The sequence below is a fragment of the Legionella sainthelensi genome (assembly GCF_900637685.1).
Lineage (GTDB): Bacteria > Pseudomonadota > Gammaproteobacteria > Legionellales > Legionellaceae > Legionella > Legionella sainthelensi.
This window is the reverse complement of record NZ_LR134388.1, coordinates 2,795,847-2,820,109: the sequence shown is the minus strand read 5'-3', so window position 1 is coordinate 2,820,109 and position 24,263 is coordinate 2,795,847. Positions and strand designations below refer to the sequence as shown.

Below are 24,263 nucleotides of genomic sequence, written 5' to 3'. Positions count from 1 at the left end.
ATTGAGAAAAAATTGGCAATATTAGATTCTTGTAAATCGAAATGCCGCGCATAAAGCGCGGCACTTAGGCAAATTGTCAACGGCTCACTAATAATGGATAAATACTTTAGAAATCAAAAAGGTTGAATTTTAATTATTTAAAGTTTTTTGCTAAAAGCATCATATTAAAATCATTTTGTAAGGCGCAATATTTTCTCAAATTGTGTCACCATGAAATTCGCTTGTCTTGCAAAGTAACTTGTATTATATTGATCAAATTGATTAATATTAATTAAATTTTAGTTTTTCCTACCAAAATGCATGAAAAATTGAACAGAAATGAATATAATGCCATTGCAAAAGAAGTTGCTTTGCAACTGCACACACTTTTTCCTCAAGTAAAATATCAAGTAATTCATTCTGTTTTTGGTCCTGAAATTCTTGCGCAGCCATTAAGGATTTCTACCTTGAAGACGAAGGTGGAATTTAAAGAAATTGAGAAGAAATCTCTTGCCCAACTTCGGGAAAAAATAAAACAAGAAAAAGATAAAACTATTCGCGAACAAAAGCTGCAACAACTAGAGAGCATTATTCTTTTCGGTCAATTGTTGTTTTCACAATCAGCATGCTTGTATTTTTTTAGAGAATGTAAAAGTGCATCAATTAATCCAAAAACTACAAAGATACTTATGGATATTAACACGCTGATTGAAGAAGAGGGTTTGACAGTGGAGTCTTCTCGATTTGAAGTGCTAAGTCGTCGTAAAAAATTTGATGAGTTGTTTTCTGAAATTCATCAGCGAATCAAGATGGTGATAAACACCACACCCAATAAACAAGTAGATATTTATAGATTACAAGAAAATTTGGCCAAGACTAAAATTTTTTACTATCAAATTAACGACTTGAATTTTAAATACGCACAAAAACCATCAAGAAGTTTTTCAACATTAGTGAATACCTTGCAAAATTGTGGCTCTAAAGTAGCTGTAACTGCAACGGTGATTGCCATAGGCGCGGCTGCGTTATCATTTATTACACCATTAGCCCCAATTATGACTCCAATCGCTTTGGCTGCTTCTTATGTATCTTTAGCTATTGGCGCTCCTCTTGCGTTAAAAAATGTGGGAACGATACTTTATAATCTCTTTCGATTTGGAGCAGCTCCATCAACTGGAGAGCTGATTGGAGTCGCTTTTATCGCAACTAATTTGTTGACTACGGGATTGGGTACGCTTGCCAACCAACTTGTAACACTTGGGGTAACAGGTAAATGGGCAATTAAAACAGTAAGTTGTCTTAAAGAAATAGATAATTTAACTAAAGCTTCGCTGGGTATCGTTGGCCAAATTGGCCAATCAAAACAAAATGTTGAAATTGAACAGGTTAATGAACACCGATTGCTGTTAAATTAATGTGAGTTCAATACAAAGAGCACACGCAATATCCAGATTTGCAAGAATATAATATGGATTAAATAGATTCACGTTGAGCATATTCTGCGGATAAAACCACAAAAACTCTCTCAAAACTTAAACTAAAAACCGCTTTTGCGCGATTCTTTACTTGAAATGTTCAGTACACGAAAAGAATTAAAAATAATCATAGTTTGTATTATATGTTCAAAAAAGTATAATTGTTGCTTCATTTAACTTAAAGACTAAATATATGACAGATAAATTCAGTTACTACTTAGAAGATAATAATGAAGTGAAAAACATGGATCATTTTGCTGCTTTGCAAATGAGTGAACACTCTTTTAATGAATTGGGTTTGGACGGCTTAAAAAGCCAATGGAGAAAATTAGCTGCGGAGTTTCACCCAGATAAAAATGGCGACAGTCAGCGTGCTGGAATAGTATTTCAGAGAATACAGCAAGCTTATGAGGTTTTATCCGATCCTATTAAACGCCAACAATATTTATTGAATAAAAGAGTAGACTTTAATTTTGATGTCAATTTTGTTTATTCAGATATTGATATTTTGCTGACAGAACTCAGTATAAAAAGCAATCAACTAGATGAATTAATTAATCGATTAGATAGACTAAATAGACCAACACATTCTTTAGACTCCAGAAATGTACGTATTTTAGAAGCTCATGATAGTTTGGAACAAATTGCTCTGGACTTAAGTAAAATTTATAAAGGTTCTTTTGTAACTGTAGATGTTATCAACAAACAATTCCATTTATTTTCCCGAATTGAAGAACAAGCCACAACTGGAGGCGAGTTTTATGCGCTTAATTTAATTTCCAAGAATGATCCCATCCTTTCACAAAAAAGATTTGATTATATGCAAAAAGCTGCGGCAAAAGGCCACTTGGTGAGTTTGGTGCACATGACTAATGCAGTATTTGCCGGACATTTTAGACCCTTAGAAGACTCAATCAAGTGGGGATTGAATTGCTTACGTTATTTGGAGGAAGTAGCAATACCTAAACTTGAAAGGGATGAGCCAGCTTCAGAAGCATTGAGCCATATCAAAGAGGAATTAGCGGCTCTTAGAGAGCGACGCAATGAAGTTTTACCTTTAGTAATACCTAGAGAAACTAAGGCTTTTGATAAGTTGGTTACCCAAGTGGTTGAGTACAGAAATAGACGTGGAGGAGTAAGTTCTGAAGAGTTCAAGCTTGATCCGAATATGATTGATCTATTAGAAAAAAATCAACCACTGCCTTCAATTCAATTGATTCATACAGAAGAAACTGTGCAATCATCACCAATTGATGAACATGATTTATTAGTGAAAATCTATGACAATTTTGCAGAAAAAGTGACTGAATTGCGGCATGCTCCTAAAAAAAATCAGAATGCCTTAAATGCCGCTGAGGACTTGAGAATTCAGCTTGCTGAGGCAATTGATACTTATGAAATCAATAAAGCAAATTCAGCGATGACAAAAGAACAAGCAAAAACAGTATTTGTGGATATATCAACTAGTGCAATAAATAATGCCAAGCATTTATTAGAAAAAGAATTAGGATGGGGAGATTATCTAACCAATCTGGCAAAATCATTTGCCAATGTATTTATTAATGTTGCTAATTCGGCAAGTAAATCATTAGGTTTTCAATCCCAATTCACTCTTTTTGCACTCGCTAAAGCTCCTTTTATTCCTGAAGTAGAAAAAATGCAAGATGATTTGTCTGAACAATTGTCTCTAAGGTAAATTAAAAGAATAATCCTCAATATGAGCAAACCCTATTCCAAAGTAGGGTTTGCTCAAGCAAATACATTTATTTGCTTATGTGGGACCAGGAGTAAAATCTGTCTTAGGCGTTATTTCTCTATGAGAAGGGGGCGTTGCCTGGGTACCATATATCATTCTTGACATGGGACTCCAAAAGAAAGAAAAGGTTCTTGAAAAAACACCACTTGCTTCTGCTGTTACTGTTTCTGAACTTTTATTTTCTTTGCTGCGATCAAGAACACCAAAATGCTCAATAGCATGTTGTTCAGCCAATTTTAAGAATGAGCCTCTTTCTTCCGCAATCGGTGGAAGATTTTGGGGCCTGTCTTTATAAAACCGCTCTGCCGCGGTTGCGATTAATCCATTAGCTAGTCTTAATAAGTCCAGTTCATCCACTTCAATTTTATCACTAGGAACGATACTTCGTAGGGCAGCCAGATCATGAATATAAGTCTGCATTTGTTGATAAAGCTTTGCAAAGTCTTCAATAGTATCTGCGAATTGTTCTTCGTAACTTTTAGTTAGTTGCTCTACACTGTATTTTTCTAGTCCATTTCCAGCCAATTTATTATAGATATGGGCTATTTTAATTTCGGAAGGATAGTTAGGCAGTATTTTATATTCCTCGGAATTTATAATTTCATCTAGAGTTTTTAAAGAGTTATTTTCGGCTTGATTTAATTGCATCAATAATCCGTTAAAAAAGTGAATTAAACGCTTGTCCATTGATTCTTGTAAGTAGCTAAAGTCTTTTTCTAAACCTTGGGATTGAGAAATCAACGTTTGGTTAATGCTGGTGAAACTTAAAAGAAGAAGTTCAGCTACAAATTGTTGTATCGTTTGATTATCTGATGCAGATAGCTCTTTAAATTTAGTCAAGATATTAATAATTGCTTCATACAAGATTTCTTTTTCTTTTTGCTTTTCAATGGCACACCAATCCTCAGTTAAATATTGTTGGCTTACTTGACGAATCACTATCCCAAATGTTTCCAACACGTTTTTGCGCGTAATTTCATAATCCAGAATAGATGCTTCTTTATTGGCGATTTTTTTGATACTTTCTTCTAAGACGAAGCTTGCAGTATTGATAAGCTCAGCAGGATTTTTTCTTTCCGTATCAAGACCAAAAATTTTAAAAAAGTGGGTTTGCATTAATAATGCATGTTCTTCATTCACATAGCCGGAGTATGTGGCAAAGATATCATTGAAAAGCCCGTAAGTATGTCCTTTGAGCAATGCTCTGCGTTGGTTGATGAGGCCCATGTAGGAATAATGGGTTGAATTATAAGCGTCATATCCTATTTGGTTTTTGGCAATTGTTGCATAAAGTGTCCGAAGAATAGTAGGAAAATCGAGTGTGGATATATTGATTAGGTCTGTTTCAATAGGGCTGCCTAAATATTTTCTCCCTAAAGCGCTATGTTGACTAAAAATCTGAAAGCCATCATTAAATTCCACACCTTGTTTGCTTAAGAAATGAAGTAGCTTATAGATCATTAATTTTTGGACATGGGTTGTTTTATAACCATCAGGGGCAACTATTACTCCCAGTTGGGAGCCATTATTACCGCTTGAGCCTGTTCCGTGATGTCCCGGCATAGAATAACGAACAAAATTTTGTTTTTCTTTACTGGTTATTTCAGGAAAAATCGGAGTAAATCCCCAATCGGAATGTTCGTTTGCATAATAAATTAATTCAGTATTTTTTATAATTTCTGGCAATATAAAAAATCGTTCGTCATACCAGGTAATAGGAAAACAATCTCCTGGGACAGGATCAATACCAAAAAAGTTCATTGAGACGTTAGGCAGGAATGTTTTTAATTGATTAAACCACTGTTCTTGTTCGTCTTTGGGTATTAGATTCATTTGAGATTTTAGTGGTTCGATAATATCTGGTGTATTATTAGTTGGCTTTCCTTTGTGCCTTTGGGTTTGTTGTTCGGTTAATTGCTTTAACACCTCTTCAAAAGTAGTGCATGCCGCAATAATTTTCTGGATTGCTTCTAACTCATGAGCTATTAAAATTGATTCAACAGCGCCTCTACTATGAGCGATTATATTGATTTGGGTTTGTTCACGACTTATTGCTTTGAGGATTACAGCAAGACCTAAGGCAATTTTCTCTCCGACATTGGCACCATCAGTTTTTGGTCCATTAATTACGGTAATTTCATCAGCCTGAAAGGAATAAGGATTTTTAGCATCTATTTTTGCTGTTTTAGCAGGTGTATTTGTTTTAATTAAAGAAGAAACAACACTTAACGTTTCTCCTTTAGGGTAATCTTTTACTTTGGCTCCTTTTATATAAGGAGTCGGTTTGGGGGTCTTTTTTAAGTCAGGAAAAAAATCTGTGAGTGTCCCTAGCATTGTCAGTGTGAATGATTGTTTTTCAATTTTACTGTCCATAGTAATTGCCTCATATTGTGACACAATGAGCCATTATAGGCATTATTTAATGTAAAAATAAACAAACCAAGTTCATTTTTTGCATTAAAAGAGTTGCATTTGAATTATTTTTTTAATGCTGTATTCTCATTTTGAAATCAATGTCATATCGCATTTGACTAGATCCTATGGGCGTTTATGCTATTTCCAGTTTAAAATTAGAGGTGGCCTATGAGAAGTAGGTAAAGTATGGCCTGATGGCCAACCAAGAATAATTGGAACTACAGCAGTCATTTTTTTAGCTATTCCCAGCTCTTTTTTCCATTCCGGCAAATTTAGTGCTGGAACTGAAAAACCAATTACACATGTAGCAAGACCATAAGTTAGAGCGGCAAGCATTAAATTTTCAGCAGCTAACCAGCAGTCAGCGCTAACAAATTTCCCTTTAAAGGTACTGCATATAACAATTAAAGTAGGTGCATTGTAAAAGATATTGAATTCTTTTTGTTGAACTACCTGCAAGATATGCTCTTCTTGTAAGTCTATTTTTTTCTTTTTTTCATTCATTGTTAATTGCTTTGCACTTTCTGAAATACGATCTAATAATGCCTTATTTTGAATGACTACAAATCCTCGGGATTCTTCGTGAAGTGCTGAAGGGGCATATACTGCTGCATCTAGAAGCTGATGGATAATTTCAGAATCTACTTTCTTAGATAAATAGTTACGTACTGCTCTGCGGTGATACACAGCATCCATGATATCAATTTTATGACGATGTATTAATTCGGGGCTTTCCATAATTGCTCCTAGCTTTAATATCTAAGGGTCTCTCGATTCTTATTATAGTTATAGCAAAGTTTAGAGTACTGGTTAGGAAATTTTTTTGATGCGTTAAATTTATGTGCCTGGGTTGGCTTTTAATGTTCATTATAAAGCCCGATTTTCTTTAGAAGCAAAATAAAATTTTTGTTAAATGAGAATGATTATCAATTGCATTTGTGTTAGGATTCGTTGCTTTGGAATGATAGCATTTTAATTAAATGAATTAGTCAATTAGGTCTTTAAGAGCATGTGACACACTGTCTTGTTATTACAAATAAATAACTCTGTGTGTCGTGAGGTAGAAGTAAAATAATAAGTAGAGGTGAGGTACCCTAATGATGTATAAAAAAATGATATTGGCTTTGGTCTGTTTGTCAAAAACACTTTACGGGGGGCAAGAACAAAAATTACAGCATCAAATCATGCAATTACAAAAACAAACCCAAGAATTACAAACTCAACTCAATGCATTGCAAAAACAATTAGTTGCGCAAGAGATTCATGATGCGACTAAAAAAATAAAAAGACAATCAGCAAACAACAATTTTCAGCAAATGTTGCTAAAAAGAAAGATAAAAAACAGCCTCAAAACCATGAAATGGTTAAATATCATTCATCTAATATAACCATACATACCCCAGAAGAGCATCCCGAGCTCATTGGATTGTATCCGACTGCGTTGGTCGCTGATGAACGCGTAGTGAGTTATATTGCTGGGACTCCGGTAGTTGCATCCCCTTATCTAGGATCTAGGCCTGCATTTGATGGTTCGGACTATATAGTGAATATTTCAAGTATTAACCGTGATGTTCGTTTAATGCAACAACGTCGACGTATGTATCGATACTATCAAAATATGGGCTATCCTACTCCGGAACGACCTATAATTGCACTTAGTGGCAAAGCAGAGCCGGTAGGCATGCTTAATAGCAACTATGTCGGCGATACGAATGTTGATTTAACTTTAGGCTCAAGTGAATTAGATGTTGCGGCTGCTCTTAACCAAAATGTGGAGGCATATATTGCAATTGCTTATGACCAAAGTCCACCAGAGGTAGGGCCAAGAGTTAATAATTCAGCATTTAATTTGAACATGGGTTTTGTGAACATTGGAAATTTAGATAAAACTCCTTTTTATTTTACTGCGGGACAATTGTATGTACCTTTTGGACGTTACTCCAGCTCTATGATCAGCGCACCATTAACGTTAAATTTAGCACGAACCAAGACAAGACCTTTCATCTTGGGTTACAAATCTCAAGGAGATTCCGGACCATTTGCTGCAACCTATATTTATAGAAGTGATACAATTCTAGGACGAACTGGAGTAGGTGGTGTAAACGCCGGTTATAGTTTTATATTTAATAAAATTAGAGGAGAGATAGGAGCAAGCTATATTAGCTCCATCGATGACGCAGCGGGAATGCAAAGCACAGCGGCTAATCCGGGTACCTTTGCTGGCTTTGGTTCCTTGCTTCATGGTAATGAGGCTGTACGAAAAACTCAAGCTGTAGATATTTATGGAAATATGGCTTATGACCGCTTCAATTTTGCTGCTGAATGGGTTGGTACCACTCAAGCATTTAGAGCACAAGATTTAAGTTTTAACGGACGTGGTGCAAAACCACAGGCATTACAAACAGAGATTGATATGACTTTTAAAGCATTCAATAAACCTTCATCTGTAGGTGTAGGCTACCAGTGGACTAAAGACGCGTTGGCTTTAAATTTACCGCAACATCGTTTTATTGGAGTATTTAGCATTTCTCTTTGGAAAGATACTGTTGAAAGTATTGAGTATCGGCATGAAATTGATTATGGAGCGGATCAATTTGCTAATGGAGCAGCTCCTCCAGGTCTTGTAAATGCACCAACATTGGGTACGGGTGGAACTTCTGATACCGTATCAGCCAAAATTGGTGTTTATTTCTAGAAATCCATATTGCTCTGAAATTTTGAATAATATGATCTCTCGTAATGGTTTTGGTCGCCTCAGTTGTAACTGGGTGAATGCTAAATATCCAAACATTGATACTTGAGGTGGCAGGGAGCCTCCTGAATTTAATACGAAAGGGGACAAAATGGTTACTCTCTTCGATGCAATAAAAAATTTTGAAATTAAATGGTCATATGGTATTACTTCTCATGGAAAAGCTTACTTCTTTAGAAAGCCAGTTTCCAGCAATAAGCTTACATGTTATTTTATCGCAGAAAAAAGCAGTGGGTAAACGATTGGCAGCTGATTAAAGAGTCTTATACTGTTGCAAGCATAACAGTTGGATGCCTATCAACAACGAATTGAACCACCAAAAAGAAGACTTAGAATTCCAGTATCAAAAACGAAACCTGGCACCCTCTGAGGCTAATGCCCCCTGTTTTAAAGGCATGTTTATAGAAGTTTAAGGAATGAACAAGAACATGATGATTTCAAATCCAAAAAATGGAGCACCAAATTAATACCGTCAAAGAATTGATACAAAAAGCAACACTCGATGTGAAGAGCTTGGAGCGCAGTTTGATCCAATTAAACCGAGACGAGGCTTTAACCACCTCCGCTCATCGCATACAAGAAACAATCCTAGAGCTACAAAAATCTCAGATTAAGCTGAGTGAATCAGAGTTAGCAGATGCACTCCATTACCAGAAGTACGTTAAGGACATCTCCACTATCACACAAATTTATGACTCTCTCCTTCAATCGATTGCAGAAAATATTCTTGGAACTCAAAAAGCAATTGAATATGAAACAAGCTCAATCGATCACTCTATAGAAAAGCAAAAGGAACGCGAGAAGTTTTTAAGAGTCGCTAAGGATAAATTAATACAATTTAAGAACGATTTAGCTGAAAGCTCAGAGCTTTATATTCCCTCTGCTAAAATTCCTAAACATGAGTTAATTAAGTATTTGGAATGTACTTCTTCTGCGGGGTTGGTGCAATTTTTTGATAGACTGTACGCAAATGAGGAAAATGCGAACTCATGGGGTGGTTGGAATTTCACTCGTTTAAAAGATTACTGGAATCATAATACTTCTTTTCTAGCAGCAAGTGATTTAGAAGATGATTTGTCGACAACATCAGAGTATATCGAATATAAAATTCAACTTATCGAAAAAGAACTGATGGGTGGAGAGAATAAATCAGAGAGTATATGGATTCCAGATCATAACATCTGGGCTCTACAGAATTCTTATAAAACTGCTGTTTCTAAAAAGCAGGAGGATGAACTTAAGTTATCAAAGCTGCAAATTGAGCAAAAAAAATTAGCAGCTGAAAAAAATGAAAAACTAGAGTACTTGAATGCTGAATATGCACAGACAAAACAGTTATTTGAGAATACAAAACTGACTCATATGCTTTCCCAATTATCGAACACGCAAGCGGTTGTCGCATTAGATATTCTTAAGCTTGGCCACGCACTTACAGATATTGAAGAAAAGGAAATAAGCTTTAACAAAGTGTTCAAAGAGTTTTATCAGTTTAAAAATGAAGATCTAGTAGCACAAATAAAAGATTGTGAAGAGGAGCTTACAAAGATTAGTGATTCGATAAGCAAAGCATCGCTTAAGGAAAAATCAGTTGATGAATTGGTGCATCAAATAGAATCTCGTATTCTCTATTTAGAAAAGGAATGGGAGACCCTTTTTTCTTTTGCTTTGAGCACAGTGCCCCCTACAGAAATTAATCACGAGTTACATCAAGAACTTCAAATATTAAAAAGACAAATGCATGACTCTTTCGAAGATAAGGGGCTCAAGGCGATATACGCAATGTTGAAGACTAAAGTTACGGACCAACAAAAGGCACTTCCGTTACTTAAAGAGCTTGCTGAAATTCAAATTAATAGCGCTAGATTGTTAGAAAAAGCAGCTCTAATCGCATGTTACAGCTCTATCGATAGAAATCAATTGTATGAGGAAATTAATCAATTCCAATTTCAGATCAAAGAACGTATAGCCGCGATCACCACGTTTCAAAATGTTATCGTGCACGAAAAATTTGTTGAAACTGCTCAAAAGCTTCAAGAGCTTATTCAAGTAAAAACTACCATAGAACATTTAGAAAAATTGATAAAAATTAATGAAATCTACTCTGGGTTTGTTAAGAAGGTTGCGGCCTGCAAGTCAGATAGGGTATTAGCAAGAAGGAAATTACTGCGAGAGATAGATGCTTTTACAAATGGAGAGTTGGGTACTTTTTTAATCGAGATTCGTAAAAATAACGACGCTACTGTACAAAAAGAGCTTGCGCCAATACTCAAAATGCATGCCCAAATTGATTTATTTAGTAGTCTTTACGCTCCTAATTCTCTTTTTGATGAAATTGAGAAAGAAGAAGACCAACAAAACATCTTGAAGCAATTAAACCAAGTAATTGATGAATATAAAACACTTATTCAAAGGCATAAAGAGTTGCCTCAGCGAGCAGCTGAAGTAAAGCAAGCACTTTACACTGATATTATAAAATTTCAGCGTAGTGAGCTTGTTACTACTCTAGAAGAGCTCCATAACTGCGACGACTCTGAGATCCAGGGAAAAATTAACCTTATTAGAGGTTTAGAGTCAAATCTTGATGAATTTAAGACAAATTATAATGAGAAGAAAATCAAGAAAGAAATCGAGTTTGATCGTGCTCATAAAGGCCTGAGCACAAAATACTTTGGGAAAAAATCTGTATTTGCAAACTACCTGCAAGAGCGGGCAAATACATTTTGGTTTAAGGATTTTTTAAGTTCTATGGCCTCTTTTGCATTAGGGTGCATTGGTTATAAAACTGAGGCACAACTGAGACAAAATTACCTTGATGAGCTGCAAATTTCTTTGCAGGCATATCAAGAAAACTCTTGTGAGAAAAATACTAAGAAATTGTTTCAAAAAATAAATTATGGTCTTACCCGGTTCTCACCTAGAAGCAAAGTAGGTAAAGAGGGCTATGATAGTTCCCTACACGCTAAGCTGAGTGAATTTAAAAAAGAGCTTAGATATATACAAGAAAAATTTGTTGCTCATGAACCAGAAGAAAATAAATCTCTTTTTCAACGGTATTGTTAGATCAAATATGAATATAACTGTAATGCAGGAGTTCAAAACGGGATCTGACAGTTACCCGTTTTTTATGTGTCAGATTTGGTCTAAACTAAGTCAGCTAATGTGAGTTCTATTTATTCTTCATTTTCCATATCCCTTGCCAGTTCGGCTCAGGAGGATGTTCCTTCAGTATTTTACAACGCTTAATGTAGAGTTGGGATGGTTTGTCTTCAGGGTATAACATTAAAGCATTTTGAAATGATAAAATGGCCTTATCCCATAAGGCCTCATTATAAAATTCAATCCCATTGTTGAAATGATTCAAAACATCAATCTGATTTGGAAATGAGTGTTTATCGTGAAAATCAATAATTTCATAAATTGAAACAGGATTTACTTTTCCCTTAACAATAACTTTATCAATCTGTCTTGTTCTATAGGTAGACTTTAATTGTTGATATGTGAATTCGCTGATTAAAATGTGGACGCCGTAGTACTTGCATAAACCTTCTATTCGTGAAGCCAGATTAACTCCATCACCAATTACGGTAAAATCCATTCGCTTATCGGAGCCAATATTTCCTGCAACAACTTTATCCGTATTAATACCAATGCCATGTTTAATCGGTACTAACCCTCTTTTATTTCGTTTTTGATTGAAATGATTCAATGCCTTCATCATCGCAATAGCAGCCCGAACAGCGCGATCAGGATCATCTTCATGGGGAAAAGGATTACCAAAAACCGCCATGATGGCATCACCAATAAATTTATCTAATATACCGCTTTCTTCATGAATACAATCGACCATTAGTGAAAAATATTTATTTAATACCTTAACAGTTTCTTCCGCACCAAGTGATTCAGATATAGAGGTAAAATCTCTTATATCTGAGAAAAGAATTGTTGCAAAAGTGTTAGTTCCACCAAGAGAAAACTCATTGGATTGCAGTAGCTTTTCTGCTAAATCAGAACTCATATAACGTGACATCGTTGCTTTCATACGTTTTTCTGAACTGATGTCCTCAACGATCATAATCACTCCCAAACGTTCTTTATTGGCGCTGATTAGTGGTACTATGTTGATATTAGCTGTAATTTTGGTTCCTAGAATATTCAATTCTATATCCATTAAAGTATCATGATTTAATTGGGAGTCATGGCTATTTATCGCCATAATTCGCTCAATCAAATTGTTTTTATCATCCTGAAAAAGAAAGGACGCATCCTTAAGAACCAGCTCTTCAGGAGCAGATAAATGTAACAATTTCATCCCTGCTTTATTACAAGTTACAATCTGATTCTTTTCATTGAGGGTAATGACGGTACTGGTCATACTTTCCAAGATACTTTCATTGTAATTTTTTATATTTTGAACTTCTTCAAATAACTTGGCGTTTTCTATAGCAATTGAAATTTGTGAGTTGATAGCAATGAGTTGATATTCATTATCCTCTGTAAATTCCCCATGTTTTTTATTTAAAACCTGAGTAACACCTATTATTTTTCCACTTTTGTTCCTAACTGGGGCTGATAATATTGAGCGTGTGAAAAAACCCGTTTTCTTATCAAAAGAAGGGTTAAAACGAAGATCTACATAAGCATGGGGGATGTTGATTATTTTGCCGGTTGTAAATGTGGAGCCTGCTATTCCTAAATGATTAGGAAAACGAATTTCCATCTTTTTTAAACCAATACTCGTTTCTGTGTATAATTCTCCTGTTTTATCATCATTGATGAATAAGGTAGCTCGTTCGGCATCTAAAGCTAAGGTTATGGTGTCAATTATTTTTTCTAGAAGCGAAGAAAGATTAATTTCTGTAGAAACAGTTGATATGGTTTCTAATAAATGCATATCTCGTTTGTGCGACTCTTCAATTTGTTCTATTGTTAATTTATTTTGAATCGCCATAGCAGCATGCTCGGTTAAAGCTTCGACCATTTGCACGTCTGAATCACTAAACTCCCCATCAATCTTGTTTAGCATTTGCGTCACGCCTAGTAGTTTGCCCTCCATACTTTTTAAGGGGACACATAAAACGCTTTTGGTTTTAAAACCTGTAATTTTATCAATATTTTTATTATGTCGTTCATCAAGCTCAGGATGAGCGATACAAAGTGATTCATTGTGTGTAAACGACCAACCCGCTAAACCTGAATTATTCAGGATTCGTATTTCAAAATTCAGATCTCCTTGGGCTATAAAAGAATACAGCTCGCCTGTTTTTGGATCATTTAAAAAGATAGTGCCTCGTTCACAACCAATCACGCAGGAAGTCACATCAATGAGCATGGTTAAGATTTCTTTAAGACTGGAGGTATGTCCGGCATCTCGATAAATTTGAAATAGCAATTTATAGAAATTTTTTGATTTCATATTTTTAATCGCCAGAGTATTATTCATACTATTTCTCCAGGAAAATAGGAGTCACTCCAGGTCTTTTTTTACTGATTGACCAAGGGTGATTACTTAACCAAGTTCTTTTCCAATAAAGCTCTCATTTCTCTAATTGTTTTTTGTAATTGACGAATCTCATCATTTTTTATTTTTACAATTTCTTCAGTTTTTCTTAAATGTTGCAAAGCAAGATTCTCCAATTGCATTCGAAGTTCAATAATCGTTTTTTCTAATTGATTAATAACTTGATGTTGTTTTATACGTTCTTGTTCAATTTCTTTTTTTGCTTCCAAATCGATAGTTTCTAATCTCAAACGTAACTCAATAATTGTTTCTTTAAGATTTCTGCATTCACTCTCTAACTTGAGCGAGGACATTGTTATTCTCCTAGAAGGCATTACACATAAATTAATTTCATCATCTTCAATCCAGGTATTAAGAATATTTCTCCTAATCTCAACCATAAAGGGATGAGCATTCTGTATGGGTATTTTGCTGTTTTAGCCCGTATTTATATATTTGTATCTAGTTTAATTTTAATAATACTAATTTTTTTCATTGGCTGTAGTTTACAACAGTGGGTTTATACCGCTCATATTCTAAAAGTGTGGTTCATAAGCTTGGCATCGTCAAACAAAATTGAACAATAAGTGCCCATATTATTTTAAATAAAGCTTATTATTGCATTTCTTCTATAAAGTTATTTTAATCCTACTATTTTTATAGTAGTATCTACTAAAAAAATAGTAGAGTGCATTTATTTTATTTTCTGGAGAAAAAATGTCCCCAAAAAAAGGACCACAAACTTTTACTCAGGATCGTCTTCTTACCGAGGTAGAGCTTGAATTAATGAATATTATTTGGAGTCTGAATAAGGTAACAATTAAAGAAGTTGTGTCGCATTTATCTAAAGAAAGGCCTTTAGCATATACCACTGTAGCCACAGTAGTAAAAGTACTTGAGCAAAAAGGGTTTCTGGAATGCCAAAAAAACTCTTATGCCCATATTTTTGTCCCGACTGTAACAAAGGCTGAATATGAAAGTAGGTGTATTGAGCATATGGTTACTAATGTTTTTGATGGTGAGCCAGTAGCGCTTGTGCAGAGACTTTTGATGGCCAAGAAGTTACAAGACAATGATCTTTACGCCATAAAAGAAGCGCTGAAACAATTAATTACTGCCGAAAAACAATCAGAGGAGCAGTAATGTTATTCATTGAAATTTTGTTAAGTATCCATTGCTTACTCTGGTTTAGTTCATGGATTATTGGAACGCGTTGGTTATTAAATCAACCCTCCTTTAAACTTAAGCTGGCGCGTTTTTTATTAGTAAGTTGCATTGTTTCTCCTTTAATTGTTCATTGTCTCAATCCTGCTCAAAAAATGGAGCGATTTAACTATGTATCATTTGATGCGGTGCAAGAATACGTGACGCAACCTATATTAAAGGTAGAGTCATCAGAGAGTATTCAAGAGCCAGCATCGGTTTTTACAATAAGCAACATGAATTATCTCCACCTTTTTTCGATAATATTTTGTTTGTTTATTTTGGGGCGGGGTTATCGCTTGTGGTTAGGTTTATGTCATTTAAGATCAATGATATACGAGGCAATACCTTATCGAGCATCCGGTAACCTGGTTATTAAAGTCTCTCAGCACTGCCATATTCCCTTTTCAGTATTTTTATTGAATAAAGCTTATATTGTATTGCCAGTATCTTTATTTTCTTCTGCTAAAAATGTACAGATTGCGATCGCTCATGAGGGACAGCATCATCGTAATGGAGATTGTTTATGGGCATATTTTATTGAGATCTTATCCATAATTTTCTTTGTAAATCCAGGTGTTACGCGATGGCGTAAGGTTTTATGCGAATTACAAGAATTTTCATGTGATGAAGTATTGGTTGGCCGCCCAAAAATTTCACCATATGACTATGGCCACTGTCTGTTTGAGGTAGTTCAGACAGTATCTCAATGTTCTTTGTCAACTAACCGAAAAATTGCATGCACGGTGGGTATGGCCTTGGGCAAACAAAACGAAGACTGTACTTTTATCATAAGGAGAATTTCAATGTTATCGTCTTATCCGCCCCAAGCATCTCGATCGCTATTAGGAGGAATAGTATTTGCAGGGTTTTCTATTTTAGCGCCTATATGTGTCGCTTATTCAGCAGCAGGCTCTTTGACCACTAAGGCAAAGGCAGTGGATACGTCTCATTTAGATCCTAAAATGCAAAAAATTGCAATGAAAGAAATTAATGCCGCTGTTAAACGATATAACGCTAGATCTGGCGTTATTGCAATAGCTGATCCTAAGACTGGCACTATCATTGCATTTGCTGAATCAAGCAATAGTAAAAATAAAAGTTGGGTATCTCGTGTTTTCTCACCCGGCTCGACTATAAAACCATTTATTGCAGCCGCAGCTCTTGATGCAGGAGTAAGTTCTGCAACAAAGAGTTACGATTGTCACTCACCTTATTATGTAGAAGGTAAAAAATTTACCAACTATAATCCCAATGTGAATTCTGCTTCGTTGACAGAGGCAATTGAGAAATCAATTAATGTTTGTCTTATCAAAGTTTCTCAAGAGGCAGGGGCACCACTAATCCGTCAAAAACTCACTGAATTTGGTTTTGATGCTGACAGTTGGTGGCAAATAAATCAAAGTGATAACTTACAATTAGCTATGGCGTCACTTGGTGAAAATATCCCCGTCACTATTGAATCGTTGACAAAATCCTATGCCATTCTTGCTAATAATGGATATTCATTTAATAAAACAGATACACCAGTGATTTCAGAAACGACCACAAAATCGATCAATCAAATGCTAGAAAATGCTGTTGTTCATGGTACAGGGAGATTTGCAGTGATTCCTGGTATTGCTGTGGCTGGAAAAACTGGAACCGTGATCGAAAATAATGCGAAACATCTTGCTTTGTTTGCGGGATATGTCCCTGCTGATTCCCCACGTTATGCCATGGTAGTTGTAATAGAGGAAGGATACTTAAATAGCAAAGGTGGGCGATTGACTTCTGGTGGGGAATTGGCGGCGCCTGTCTTTCGTAACGTCGTGATTAATAGTCTGAAATAGTACGTTATGGGTATGGCATCTTTGCTGTATCTGTAGTGCTGTCAATTGAAATGAAGCTGGAGTTGTTATGAAAAAATTAAGTGCACTTCTAGGTATGACACTATTATTTTGCGCCAGTGCTTGGGCTCAAAAATCCTGTTTTTTAGCAAGAGAGAATCAAACGCTATTAAAGCACGAAGGTGATGATTGCGATCAACGCTATGCACCGCAATCAACCTTCAAAATTGCCTTGAGCCTCATGGGTTTTGATTCAGGAATATTAAAAGATGCTTTGCATCCTGAATGGCCCTACAAAAAGGAGTATGAACTTTATCTCAATGTATGGAAATACCCTCACAATCCCTACACATGGATGAGAGATTCTTGTGTTTGGTATTCCCAGGTACTCACGCAACAATTAGGTATGAAGCGATTTAAGGAATATGTTGATGCCTTTCATTATGGTAATGAGGATGTTTCGGGTGACAAAGGACAGAATAATGGATTGACCCATGCTTGGCTTTCAAGTTCGCTTGCTATCTCACCAACCGAACAGATGCAATTTTTGCAAAAAATAGTCACTAAAAAATTACCTGTGAGTCGAAGAGCTTTTGAGATGACCAAAGATATTCTGTACATCCAAGAGTTAGCGGGCGGTTGGAAACTGTATGGAAAAACGGGAACGGGTGAGCAATTAGAAAAAGACAAAAAGCAAAAACTCCGTTTACGACAGGGGTGGTTTGTGGGATGGATTGAAAAGGATAATCGTAAAGTGGCCTTTGTTAAGCATATCACAGCCTGCAAAGAGAGCTTTGCAGGCTTAAAAGCCCGTAATGAAGCACTGATTCAATTATTTTATCTCATTAATGAATTGGAAAAATAATTAACGAGAGTTCGACATAAAAAGCACTTCTATGCTTTTTATGTCGTGAACTGAATCTGACTCGATATTGGTAATGGATTGGGTTCTAAATAAAGATTGATAAATAATGCTTGACCCTATTGTTGCTATATACCTTAACTTTGGATTTAAGGAGGGAATACGATGACTCAATGGTTCGTGAAGGATTTAAGCAAATTAACTGGCGTTTCAGTGCAGACATTACATCATTATGATCGTATAGGTCTACTGACGCCTTCGTTGCGACGTGCTAATGGGTATCGTGTTTACTCTGAAAAGGATTTATTGAAATTACAACAGATTATTGCCTTGAAGTTTTTTGGTTTTGAGTTATCACAAATTAAAACCCTACTGAAAGAGGAAAGTAACGCACTCAAACATTTTAACAGTCAAGTTCAAGTGCTAGAGCAAAAAGCAGCTTTTTTACTTGAGGGAGCCAAGACTTTGAGAAGTATTGTTGATGCTGTTGATGCCAATCAATCCATTCCATGGGAAACTATGATTCAATTGATAGAGGTGTATAAAATGACAGAGCATATGGAGCATAATTGGGTTAAGGAAATATTTACTCCCGATGAGTTAAAGCAGTATGCAGAATTTGAAAAAGAACTCAAAGCGAATACAACACTTGAGCAAAAAGAAGCTTTTGAAAACAATTGGCATCTGCTAGTGGAAGCGGTAAAAAAGAATCTGGAACAAGATCCTGCTTCAGCATTGGGTATTGAGTTAGGAAAAAAGATTATGGATTGGGTTAACGGAGTATATGGTACAAAATATGCCCATTTAAGAACCAAGAAATTCGAAAAAGGGTTTGGAGAAGGAAAAGGTCTTGATGAGGTTGGATTGACACCAGAAATTGTATCATGGATGGATAAAGCGATGGATGCTTACTGGAGAGACCGAATTTATGGAATTCTTGAGCAAGTGGGAAAAAAACCTTCTTCAACCTTATCAGCGCTTTGGCATGAGATGCTTATAGATATGTATGGTGAAGAGACTCCACGCAAAAATACTATATACGAAATTGTTTTAAATGATGATAAAGTGAGTTCGCGGGCAAAAGCTTGGCTGAAAATTAGTTTAGATTCTTAAAACATGAGTTCGTAATAAGAAAGCGAATTATTACTTCTACTCGTTTGGGCTGAGTAACAGCCATCATTGACTTAAGGCGCGGCTAGCTCATTAAGTTATGACAGCGCTTCTCAGCCCTTACTCTAATTGACCTAAATATATAAATTTTTACTTACTTCTTCTGGAGGAGGAAGTTTTTTCGTGATATTTTCGATTTTAGACTGAATTTGTTTCACAAAAGCGGTGTTATTTTCATTTGAGTTTTCCAGCATAAGTTCGTATGTATTCGTTAGATTTTCCAAACATTCATCCAGTTTTTTCCTTTCAGTTTTGACATCAAGACCTTTAATGATTTCATTGAGTGCCGATGCTTTGCGAAATAGTAATTTGAAAAGAATGTCTTTATCTTCGCTTTTCATTTCCGTATGCGCTTTAATACCTTCATTGGCCAAGATAATACATTTTTCATGTTCATTTAATTTGAGACAGGCTTGGCAGGCATTAGAATGCAACGTGACAAAGTCTATTGTCAATGTCTCTGTTCTCTGGTGTAAATGAATGGCTGCTAGATAACACTCTAAGGCACTTTCATAATTAGGTTTTTTAAAAAGTTCATTACCCAAAAGTTTTAACTCGCTTGCAATAGATACTATATCCTCCATTTTTTCAGCTGTCTCTGCAGCGGAACAAAGGATTATCTTAGCTTGTTCCAGTGACGTAAGATTTATGTTCTCCTGTCTTTGTAAATAAAATTTTTCAATGAGATTACCATGGTAACTTACATATCGAGCTACTTGCATGAAGTAATTTTCAAAGGAAAACTCAAGTCCTTTGCTGGTAAGATAAGCAGTATTAAATAAAAAATTGGCACGTTCGATGCCACTTTCTATTCCAATTCCTTTACGATAATCGGGCTCAATTTGGCAGTCTCCACCAGGTAGAATAGTGGGTAAGTTTTCGTTCTGATAAAATGGTCTATCGACATATTTAGGGCAAACTGGAAAATGCCCAAAAGAGTTAATTGTAAACTCAATGTCTTCAAAACCATACTTTAATTTGAGTAAATCTTGAAGAAAATCAATTTGTATGCTCTTCTCTTTGTCTTTTAAATCATCGGGTACTTCATAATAAATAAAATAATTGACGCCACCTTCCTCATTTTCAGCAGAGCGTATATCAACAACTGGAAATGAAAAATTCGGCCAGCCATATTTCTGTCGTAATTGACATAATTGCCTGGCTTGAGTCAAGGGATCTATTTTATCAGGAATGTGAAGCTTCATTGCTTCTTCCGAGCTTAATGACATATAGCAAGAAAAATGATTGGTATGTGGATTTTTACCCAAAGTTTTAATTGGAAATATTTCATTATTTAATAAGCGATTGGTCTCTTTGAGAACCATGCGATTTGAACCAGAACAATCAATGATCATATCGCATTTGACTTTATAAATGTTTTCCTCTTTGTCTTTGTAGGAAACGAAATTGTTACTTAGGCCAGAAAATGTTCCATTTTTAAATTTTACTCCTTTACTTTTGCAATATTCGTAGAGTGTTTTTTCAAAGTCTCTAATATACATTGCCTCACTCGGGATTCCTTTACCAGAGGGCATAACAATAGAGAATTGAGAACTTATTGATTTAATTGCTTCATTGGAGACAATTCTTTCTCTCTTATAATTTCCGGCCCTGGGATCAACAACAACAATATTGATAGGAATTCCAGTAGTTTCTTTTATTTGTGCAAGTCTTGCAGCCCAATATAAGCCTATTGGTCCTGCCCCAACAATGACGAAATCTTTCATTTTCTATCTTCACTCAAGGGTTTTATTGAATAATTATAATGCAAAAATATTAATTAAACCTTAGGAGTTAACCGAAAATAAGATTTTGATTTTCAATCCATGCCTGATTTGCGAGGTTGGTTTCATGGCAAATTGTTACAGTATTATTTCCATAACTGTTACAGAATGATCTTTAAATTTATCCATTCCAATTTTGTGCCAACCAAGACGCGTGTAATAGTCGGGAATAGTTGGATCAAAAGCAAAAAGATAAAGATTTTTAAAACCTAAAGTGTGTGCTTTCTCTTTGGTTTTATCAATAAGCTGTTTTGCGATACCTTGCTTTTGGAATGCTTTTGAAACCACTAAAGAACCGAGCCATGGAGTTAATTCAGGACGAATTCCATCATTGACTCTTAATGAGCACATGCCTACAGGCTTCTGTTTTTCAAAAGCAACGAAGGTGATTGGTAATTTCTCTGTATTTAAATGGTTGCGTAAATTATCTTCTACACGCGAAATAGGTACATCAGGGATCCATATTTGCCCTAGCTCTGCATGCCAAATTTTGGCCAGCTCTGTAATAGTGTCTGAATGATGTTTTAGGTACGCTATTGTTCTCATAGTAAGGCCTGTTGCTTAGGTATTTCTCATCAAATAAATATTGAAAGGGTAGTGAGGTTTTTATCCAAAATATTCAAGTAAAAAAGTGAAAAAGATAAAAAAAAGTCCCAGAATTAAATAAAATAAAAATTGATCTTGAATGAGTTTTTGTTCTTTTTCTTTAGGCCGAAGCATATTAAACGCAATGAAAAGAAAGACGATACCAATGACTATGCATATAATTTGTACCACTAAAAATAGGGATAGAGACATTTAGAATTCTCAATGAGCCTCGGAATTAACGATTAATTTTTAATAATATATTTCGCTATATCAATTATAATATTAAATTATTTAAATTAATTATTCTATTTTAAATTCAATAAAATTCATGATAAAAAACCGTAATATATAATTGATGTTTTGTTTGGAAAACTAAACCTATGTTAAAGGGCTTAAAAGTCATTGATCTGAGTTCAGTTCTTGCCGGTCCCTCGGTAGCTACTTTTTTTGCCGAGTTAGGTGCTTATGTTGTTAAAATCGAACATCCTATTCATAAAGATATTACTAGAACATGGAAGCTCCCGAATGAAGATCCTCATTCTGAAGTTTCAGCTTATTTTGCAAGTGTTAATTTTGGGAAGGAGTACCTATTTTTAGATCTGACAAAAGAAGAAGACTACCTCTGTTTTCTTAATCTTATTTTAGATGCCGATATTTTAATTATGAATTTTAAAAAAGGAGATGAAATAAAGCTGCGACTAAAAGACGAGCATCTGCTTGGCATTAACCCTCGTCTTATCATTGGGAAAATAAATGGTTACGGCGATGACAGTGATCGCGTAGCCTATGACCTGGTACTTCAAGGTGAATGTGGTTTTATGGCCATGAATGGTACCGCTGAGAGCGGTCCAGTTAAGATGCCGGTTGCTCTAATCGATGTGCTTGCGGCCCATCATTTGAAAGAAGCTATTCTCCTTGCACTCTATGCACGGGAAAAAAGTGGGAAAGGCAAAGTGGTTACAGTTTCTCTTTATGATGCGGCCATTAGTAGTCTCGTAAATCAAGCATCCAATTATTTAATGGCGGGGCATATACCACGACGTATTGGTTCAATACATCCAAACATCGCTCCATATGGTGAATTGTTTCGTACTGAAGATGGTGCTCATCTAATCTTTGCAATAGGTTCTGATCGGCATTTCAAAAAACTATGTATGATTCTAGGATTAGAAGACCTTCCGGAAAATGAGGCGTTTCGCAACAATCAAAATAGGGTAAAAAATCGAGAGCAGCTTGCTTCATTCATTGCGACACAAACAGAGAAGTTGCACAGCGATAAACTTCTTGAAAGGCTACACCGTGAACATATTCCAGCCGGAAAAATTATGGATCTCAAAGAGGTTTTTGATAATGATCGTGCAAAAGCACTCATCCGAGAAGAGTGCATGAGTAATATTCCTACAGCACGTGTCGCATCTTATATTTTTAAATAGTGAGTCATTGAGGTTGTATGTCAGTCTGGAATGTAAAATAGGGTGACTGGAGGGAGTAGGATTTATCGACGAAAACAAAAATATGAGGATCAACCGATCCTATTAATTTGATTAAGAGAGTATATAATCGATTTTATTATAATTATTTCCAAGCAAAGTGACGATGTTTATGTTTCATGAGTTTCATCAGGCCGAGCATCATTTTTTTTCCTTAATCAGTGATGCTCAGGCTGATTATGGTCACATGATTGCGTTCGCTACGGGGGTGCCTACCTCACATTTGAATCCTGTAATTGTGAAGAAAATTGACGAACAGTTTTTAAATACTTTATTTCAGTGTCATTCTTTTTATACCTCAAAACAATTATTGTGGTCATTAATCCTTCCAGAATATCTGTATCAGCCGGAACTGGAAAAGTCTTTGCAATCACTGCATTTTACATATGCTGAAAAAGGGGTTGCCATGGAGGCGTTAATTAACTCGATGGTATTTCCAAAGTTTGAATCCTCGTTAGTGATTAGAGAAATGGTTGGTGATTTAAGTGCTTGGAGCCTTCCGCTTCTTTATGGTTTTGAATCGACAATTGAGATAACCGGTGCTTATAGAAGAAAACATGAGGTTGCCTCTGCAACTGGGGCAAAATTATATCATTTTTCAGGTTTTATAGAAAATGAGCCCGTGTGCTCTCTTTCTTTATCTCTATATGGTCATTATGCACGCATTGATGATCTGGCTACGACGCCGGTTTATCAAAAGAAAGGTTATGCAACACAGTTGATTCATGCTGCGATAGACTTTGCTAAAAAACACCATATAACCAAGTGCTTTTTAGAAGCTTCGATGACAGGATTAAGCATCTATCAAAGAATTGGATTCAAAGAGTTGTTCATTAATCGTTATTACGAGCAGATACCTCTTCAACTTGAAACACCAAGAATGATTTTACGCTTAATGAATGAAACGGATCTTGATCATCTTGCTGAGCTTAATATGGATGAGGAGGTAAGAAAATTTTTCCCTGATGGTGTTCAAACTCGAGAACAAACGAAACGAAGAATCCAAGAGTTTATGGCTTTTTACAGAAATCATGGACTTCCATGTTTTGTTATTTGGAATAAACTCACCCATGAGTTTATGGGAAGATGCGGTTTTGGTCCATTGGAAACGGGAGAAATAGAAGTAGGATATTTGCTTGCGCGTAAATTTTGGGGAAAGGGATATGCTTCTGAGGCATTGGGCGCCTTACTTGACTGGAGCAAGCATCACATTGATTCAAAGTATATTATTGCATTTGCACCAATAGAACATAAAGCCTCTCAACGCGTTATGGAAAAATGTAATATGACTTATTATAAAGTTGATTTAGGTCATGGAGTGATGTGCAAATTTTATCGCATCAATAACAAATGACTTTTGTCGTTAACGTTTTGTTATGTTAAAAAGCAGCCGAGGTAAATAATTTAGGATTATAACATTGACAATTTTCATTGGTTTAACTTAAAATAATAATCGTGTTTTT

At 35.5% G+C, this 24,263-nt stretch carries 16 protein-coding genes and 1 pseudogene; 10 read left to right on the top strand and 7 right to left on the bottom strand.

Features of this window, described 5'->3' with window-relative positions; translation table 11 throughout:
* The first annotated feature begins 308 nt into the window (after positions 1 to 308).
* Positions 309 to 1,394, top strand: coding sequence for a hypothetical protein (locus tag EL220_RS12455; protein ID WP_232002435.1), 1,086 nt, complete (start codon positions 309 to 311; stop codon positions 1,392 to 1,394).
* Between the two features lie 253 nt (positions 1,395 to 1,647).
* Positions 1,648 to 3,150 (top strand): J domain-containing protein, encoded by a 1,503-nt coding sequence (locus EL220_RS12450; RefSeq protein WP_027270298.1) that lies wholly within the window; start codon positions 1,648 to 1,650, stop codon positions 3,148 to 3,150.
* Between the two features lie 75 nt (positions 3,151 to 3,225).
* On the opposite strand, the gene EL220_RS12445 is transcribed toward EL220_RS12450, so the two are convergent.
* Positions 3,226 to 5,583, bottom strand: coding sequence for a hypothetical protein (locus EL220_RS12445; RefSeq protein ID WP_027270297.1), 2,358 nt, complete (start codon positions 5,581 to 5,583; stop codon positions 3,226 to 3,228).
* Positions 5,584 to 5,763: 180 nt separating this feature from the next.
* Positions 5,764 to 6,363: a nitroreductase family protein gene (locus tag EL220_RS12440; protein WP_027270296.1), complete on the bottom strand. Its 600-nt coding sequence runs from the start codon at positions 6,361 to 6,363 to the stop codon at positions 5,764 to 5,766.
* 359 nt (positions 6,364 to 6,722) lie between these two features.
* Here EL220_RS12440 and EL220_RS12435 point away from each other — a divergent pair.
* Both EL220_RS12435 and EL220_RS12430 read left to right on the top strand, forming a co-directional pair.
* Positions 6,723 to 8,320, top strand: a pseudogene (locus EL220_RS12435) (LbtU family siderophore porin).
* Between the two features lie 507 nt (positions 8,321 to 8,827).
* On the top strand, positions 8,828 to 11,437 hold the full coding sequence (locus tag EL220_RS12430; RefSeq protein WP_027270294.1) for a hypothetical protein: 2,610 nt from the start codon (positions 8,828 to 8,830) through the stop codon (positions 11,435 to 11,437).
* Between the two features lie 106 nt (positions 11,438 to 11,543).
* On the opposite strand, the gene EL220_RS12425 is transcribed toward EL220_RS12430, so the two are convergent.
* A complete protein-coding gene (locus EL220_RS12425) occupies positions 11,544 to 13,817 on the bottom strand; it encodes an adenylate/guanylate cyclase domain-containing protein (protein ID WP_027270293.1) in 2,274 nt (757 codons plus the stop codon).
* A gap of 62 nt (positions 13,818 to 13,879) precedes the next feature.
* Positions 13,880 to 14,188, bottom strand: coding sequence for a hypothetical protein (locus EL220_RS12420; protein ID WP_027270292.1), 309 nt, complete (start codon positions 14,186 to 14,188; stop codon positions 13,880 to 13,882).
* Between the two features lie 403 nt (positions 14,189 to 14,591).
* On the opposite strand from EL220_RS12420, the gene EL220_RS12415 reads away from it, so the two are divergent.
* The 4 genes from EL220_RS12415 (at position 14,592) to EL220_RS12400 (ending at position 18,881) form a co-directional block, all read left to right on the top strand.
* Positions 14,592 to 15,017 carry a BlaI/MecI/CopY family transcriptional regulator gene (locus EL220_RS12415; RefSeq protein ID WP_027270291.1) on the top strand — a complete coding sequence of 142 codons (426 nt, stop codon included), beginning with the start codon at positions 14,592 to 14,594 and terminating at the stop codon, positions 15,015 to 15,017.
* The gene (locus tag EL220_RS12410; protein ID WP_027270290.1) at positions 15,017 to 16,909 is read left to right on the top strand and encodes a M56 family metallopeptidase; all 1,893 of its coding nucleotides are present in this window, start codon (positions 15,017 to 15,019) and stop codon (positions 16,907 to 16,909) included. Before EL220_RS12415 ends, EL220_RS12410 begins: the two co-directional genes overlap by 1 nt.
* A 67-nt stretch (positions 16,910 to 16,976) precedes the next feature.
* On the top strand, positions 16,977 to 17,771 hold the full coding sequence (gene blaOXA, locus EL220_RS12405) for a class D beta-lactamase (protein WP_027270289.1): 795 nt from the start codon (positions 16,977 to 16,979) through the stop codon (positions 17,769 to 17,771).
* Between the two features lie 162 nt (positions 17,772 to 17,933).
* The gene (locus tag EL220_RS12400) at positions 17,934 to 18,881 is read left to right on the top strand and encodes a MerR family transcriptional regulator (RefSeq protein ID WP_027270288.1); all 948 of its coding nucleotides are present in this window, start codon (positions 17,934 to 17,936) and stop codon (positions 18,879 to 18,881) included.
* Between the two features lie 131 nt (positions 18,882 to 19,012).
* Here EL220_RS12400 and EL220_RS12395 read toward each other — a convergent pair whose 3' ends face one another.
* From EL220_RS12395 to EL220_RS12385, 3 genes are all read right to left on the bottom strand, one after another.
* Positions 19,013 to 20,665 carry an NAD(P)/FAD-dependent oxidoreductase gene (locus EL220_RS12395; RefSeq protein WP_027270287.1) on the bottom strand — a complete coding sequence of 551 codons (1,653 nt, stop codon included), beginning with the start codon at positions 20,663 to 20,665 and terminating at the stop codon, positions 19,013 to 19,015.
* 135 nt (positions 20,666 to 20,800) lie between these two features.
* Complete coding sequence (locus EL220_RS12390; protein ID WP_027270286.1) at positions 20,801 to 21,268, bottom strand: GNAT family N-acetyltransferase; 468 nt, start codon at positions 21,266 to 21,268, stop codon at positions 20,801 to 20,803.
* A 60-nt stretch (positions 21,269 to 21,328) separates the two neighbouring features.
* Positions 21,329 to 21,520 (bottom strand): hypothetical protein, encoded by a 192-nt coding sequence (locus EL220_RS12385; protein ID WP_051544711.1) that lies wholly within the window; start codon positions 21,518 to 21,520, stop codon positions 21,329 to 21,331.
* 170 nt (positions 21,521 to 21,690) lie between these two features.
* Between EL220_RS12385 and EL220_RS12380 the strand changes: the two genes are divergently transcribed.
* Both EL220_RS12380 and EL220_RS12375 read left to right on the top strand, forming a co-directional pair.
* Positions 21,691 to 22,743, top strand: a complete 1,053-nt coding sequence (locus tag EL220_RS12380; RefSeq protein ID WP_027270285.1) for a CaiB/BaiF CoA transferase family protein — start codon at positions 21,691 to 21,693, stop codon at positions 22,741 to 22,743.
* 169 nt (positions 22,744 to 22,912) lie between these two features.
* Entirely contained in the window at positions 22,913 to 24,154 is a 1,242-nt protein-coding gene (locus EL220_RS12375) for a GNAT family N-acetyltransferase (protein ID WP_232002434.1), read from the top strand.
* The last annotated feature ends 109 nt before the right edge of the window (positions 24,155 to 24,263 follow it).

Bases quoted from the DNA above. Each gene is read 5' to 3' on its own strand.
- EL220_RS12420 (WP_027270292.1), bottom strand. From the start codon at position 14,188: ATGTCCTCGCTCAAGTTAGAGAGTGAATGCAGAAATCTTAAAGAAACA.
- EL220_RS12415 (WP_027270291.1), top strand. From the start codon at position 14,592: ATGTCCCCAAAAAAAGGACCACAAACTTTTACTCAGGATCGTCTTCTT.
- EL220_RS12390 (WP_027270286.1), bottom strand. From the start codon at position 21,268: ATGAGAACAATAGCGTACCTAAAACATCATTCAGACACTATTACAGAG.
- EL220_RS12380 (WP_027270285.1), top strand. From the start codon at position 21,691: ATGTTAAAGGGCTTAAAAGTCATTGATCTGAGTTCAGTTCTTGCCGGT.
- blaOXA (WP_027270289.1), top strand. From the start codon at position 16,977: ATGAAAAAATTAAGTGCACTTCTAGGTATGACACTATTATTTTGCGCC.
- EL220_RS12395 (WP_027270287.1), bottom strand. From the start codon at position 20,665: ATGAAAGATTTCGTCATTGTTGGGGCAGGACCAATAGGCTTATATTGG.
- EL220_RS12430 (WP_027270294.1), top strand. From the start codon at position 8,828: ATGGAGCACCAAATTAATACCGTCAAAGAATTGATACAAAAAGCAACA.
- EL220_RS12440 (WP_027270296.1), bottom strand. From the start codon at position 6,363: ATGGAAAGCCCCGAATTAATACATCGTCATAAAATTGATATCATGGAT.
- EL220_RS12385 (WP_051544711.1), bottom strand. From the start codon at position 21,520: ATGTCTCTATCCCTATTTTTAGTGGTACAAATTATATGCATAGTCATT.
- EL220_RS12425 (WP_027270293.1), bottom strand. From the start codon at position 13,817: ATGAATAATACTCTGGCGATTAAAAATATGAAATCAAAAAATTTCTAT.
- EL220_RS12375 (WP_232002434.1), top strand. From the start codon at position 22,913: ATGTTTCATGAGTTTCATCAGGCCGAGCATCATTTTTTTTCCTTAATC.
- EL220_RS12400 (WP_027270288.1), top strand. From the start codon at position 17,934: ATGACTCAATGGTTCGTGAAGGATTTAAGCAAATTAACTGGCGTTTCA.
- EL220_RS12450 (WP_027270298.1), top strand. From the start codon at position 1,648: ATGACAGATAAATTCAGTTACTACTTAGAAGATAATAATGAAGTGAAA.
- EL220_RS12445 (WP_027270297.1), bottom strand. From the start codon at position 5,583: ATGGACAGTAAAATTGAAAAACAATCATTCACACTGACAATGCTAGGG.
- EL220_RS12410 (WP_027270290.1), top strand. From the start codon at position 15,017: ATGTTATTCATTGAAATTTTGTTAAGTATCCATTGCTTACTCTGGTTT.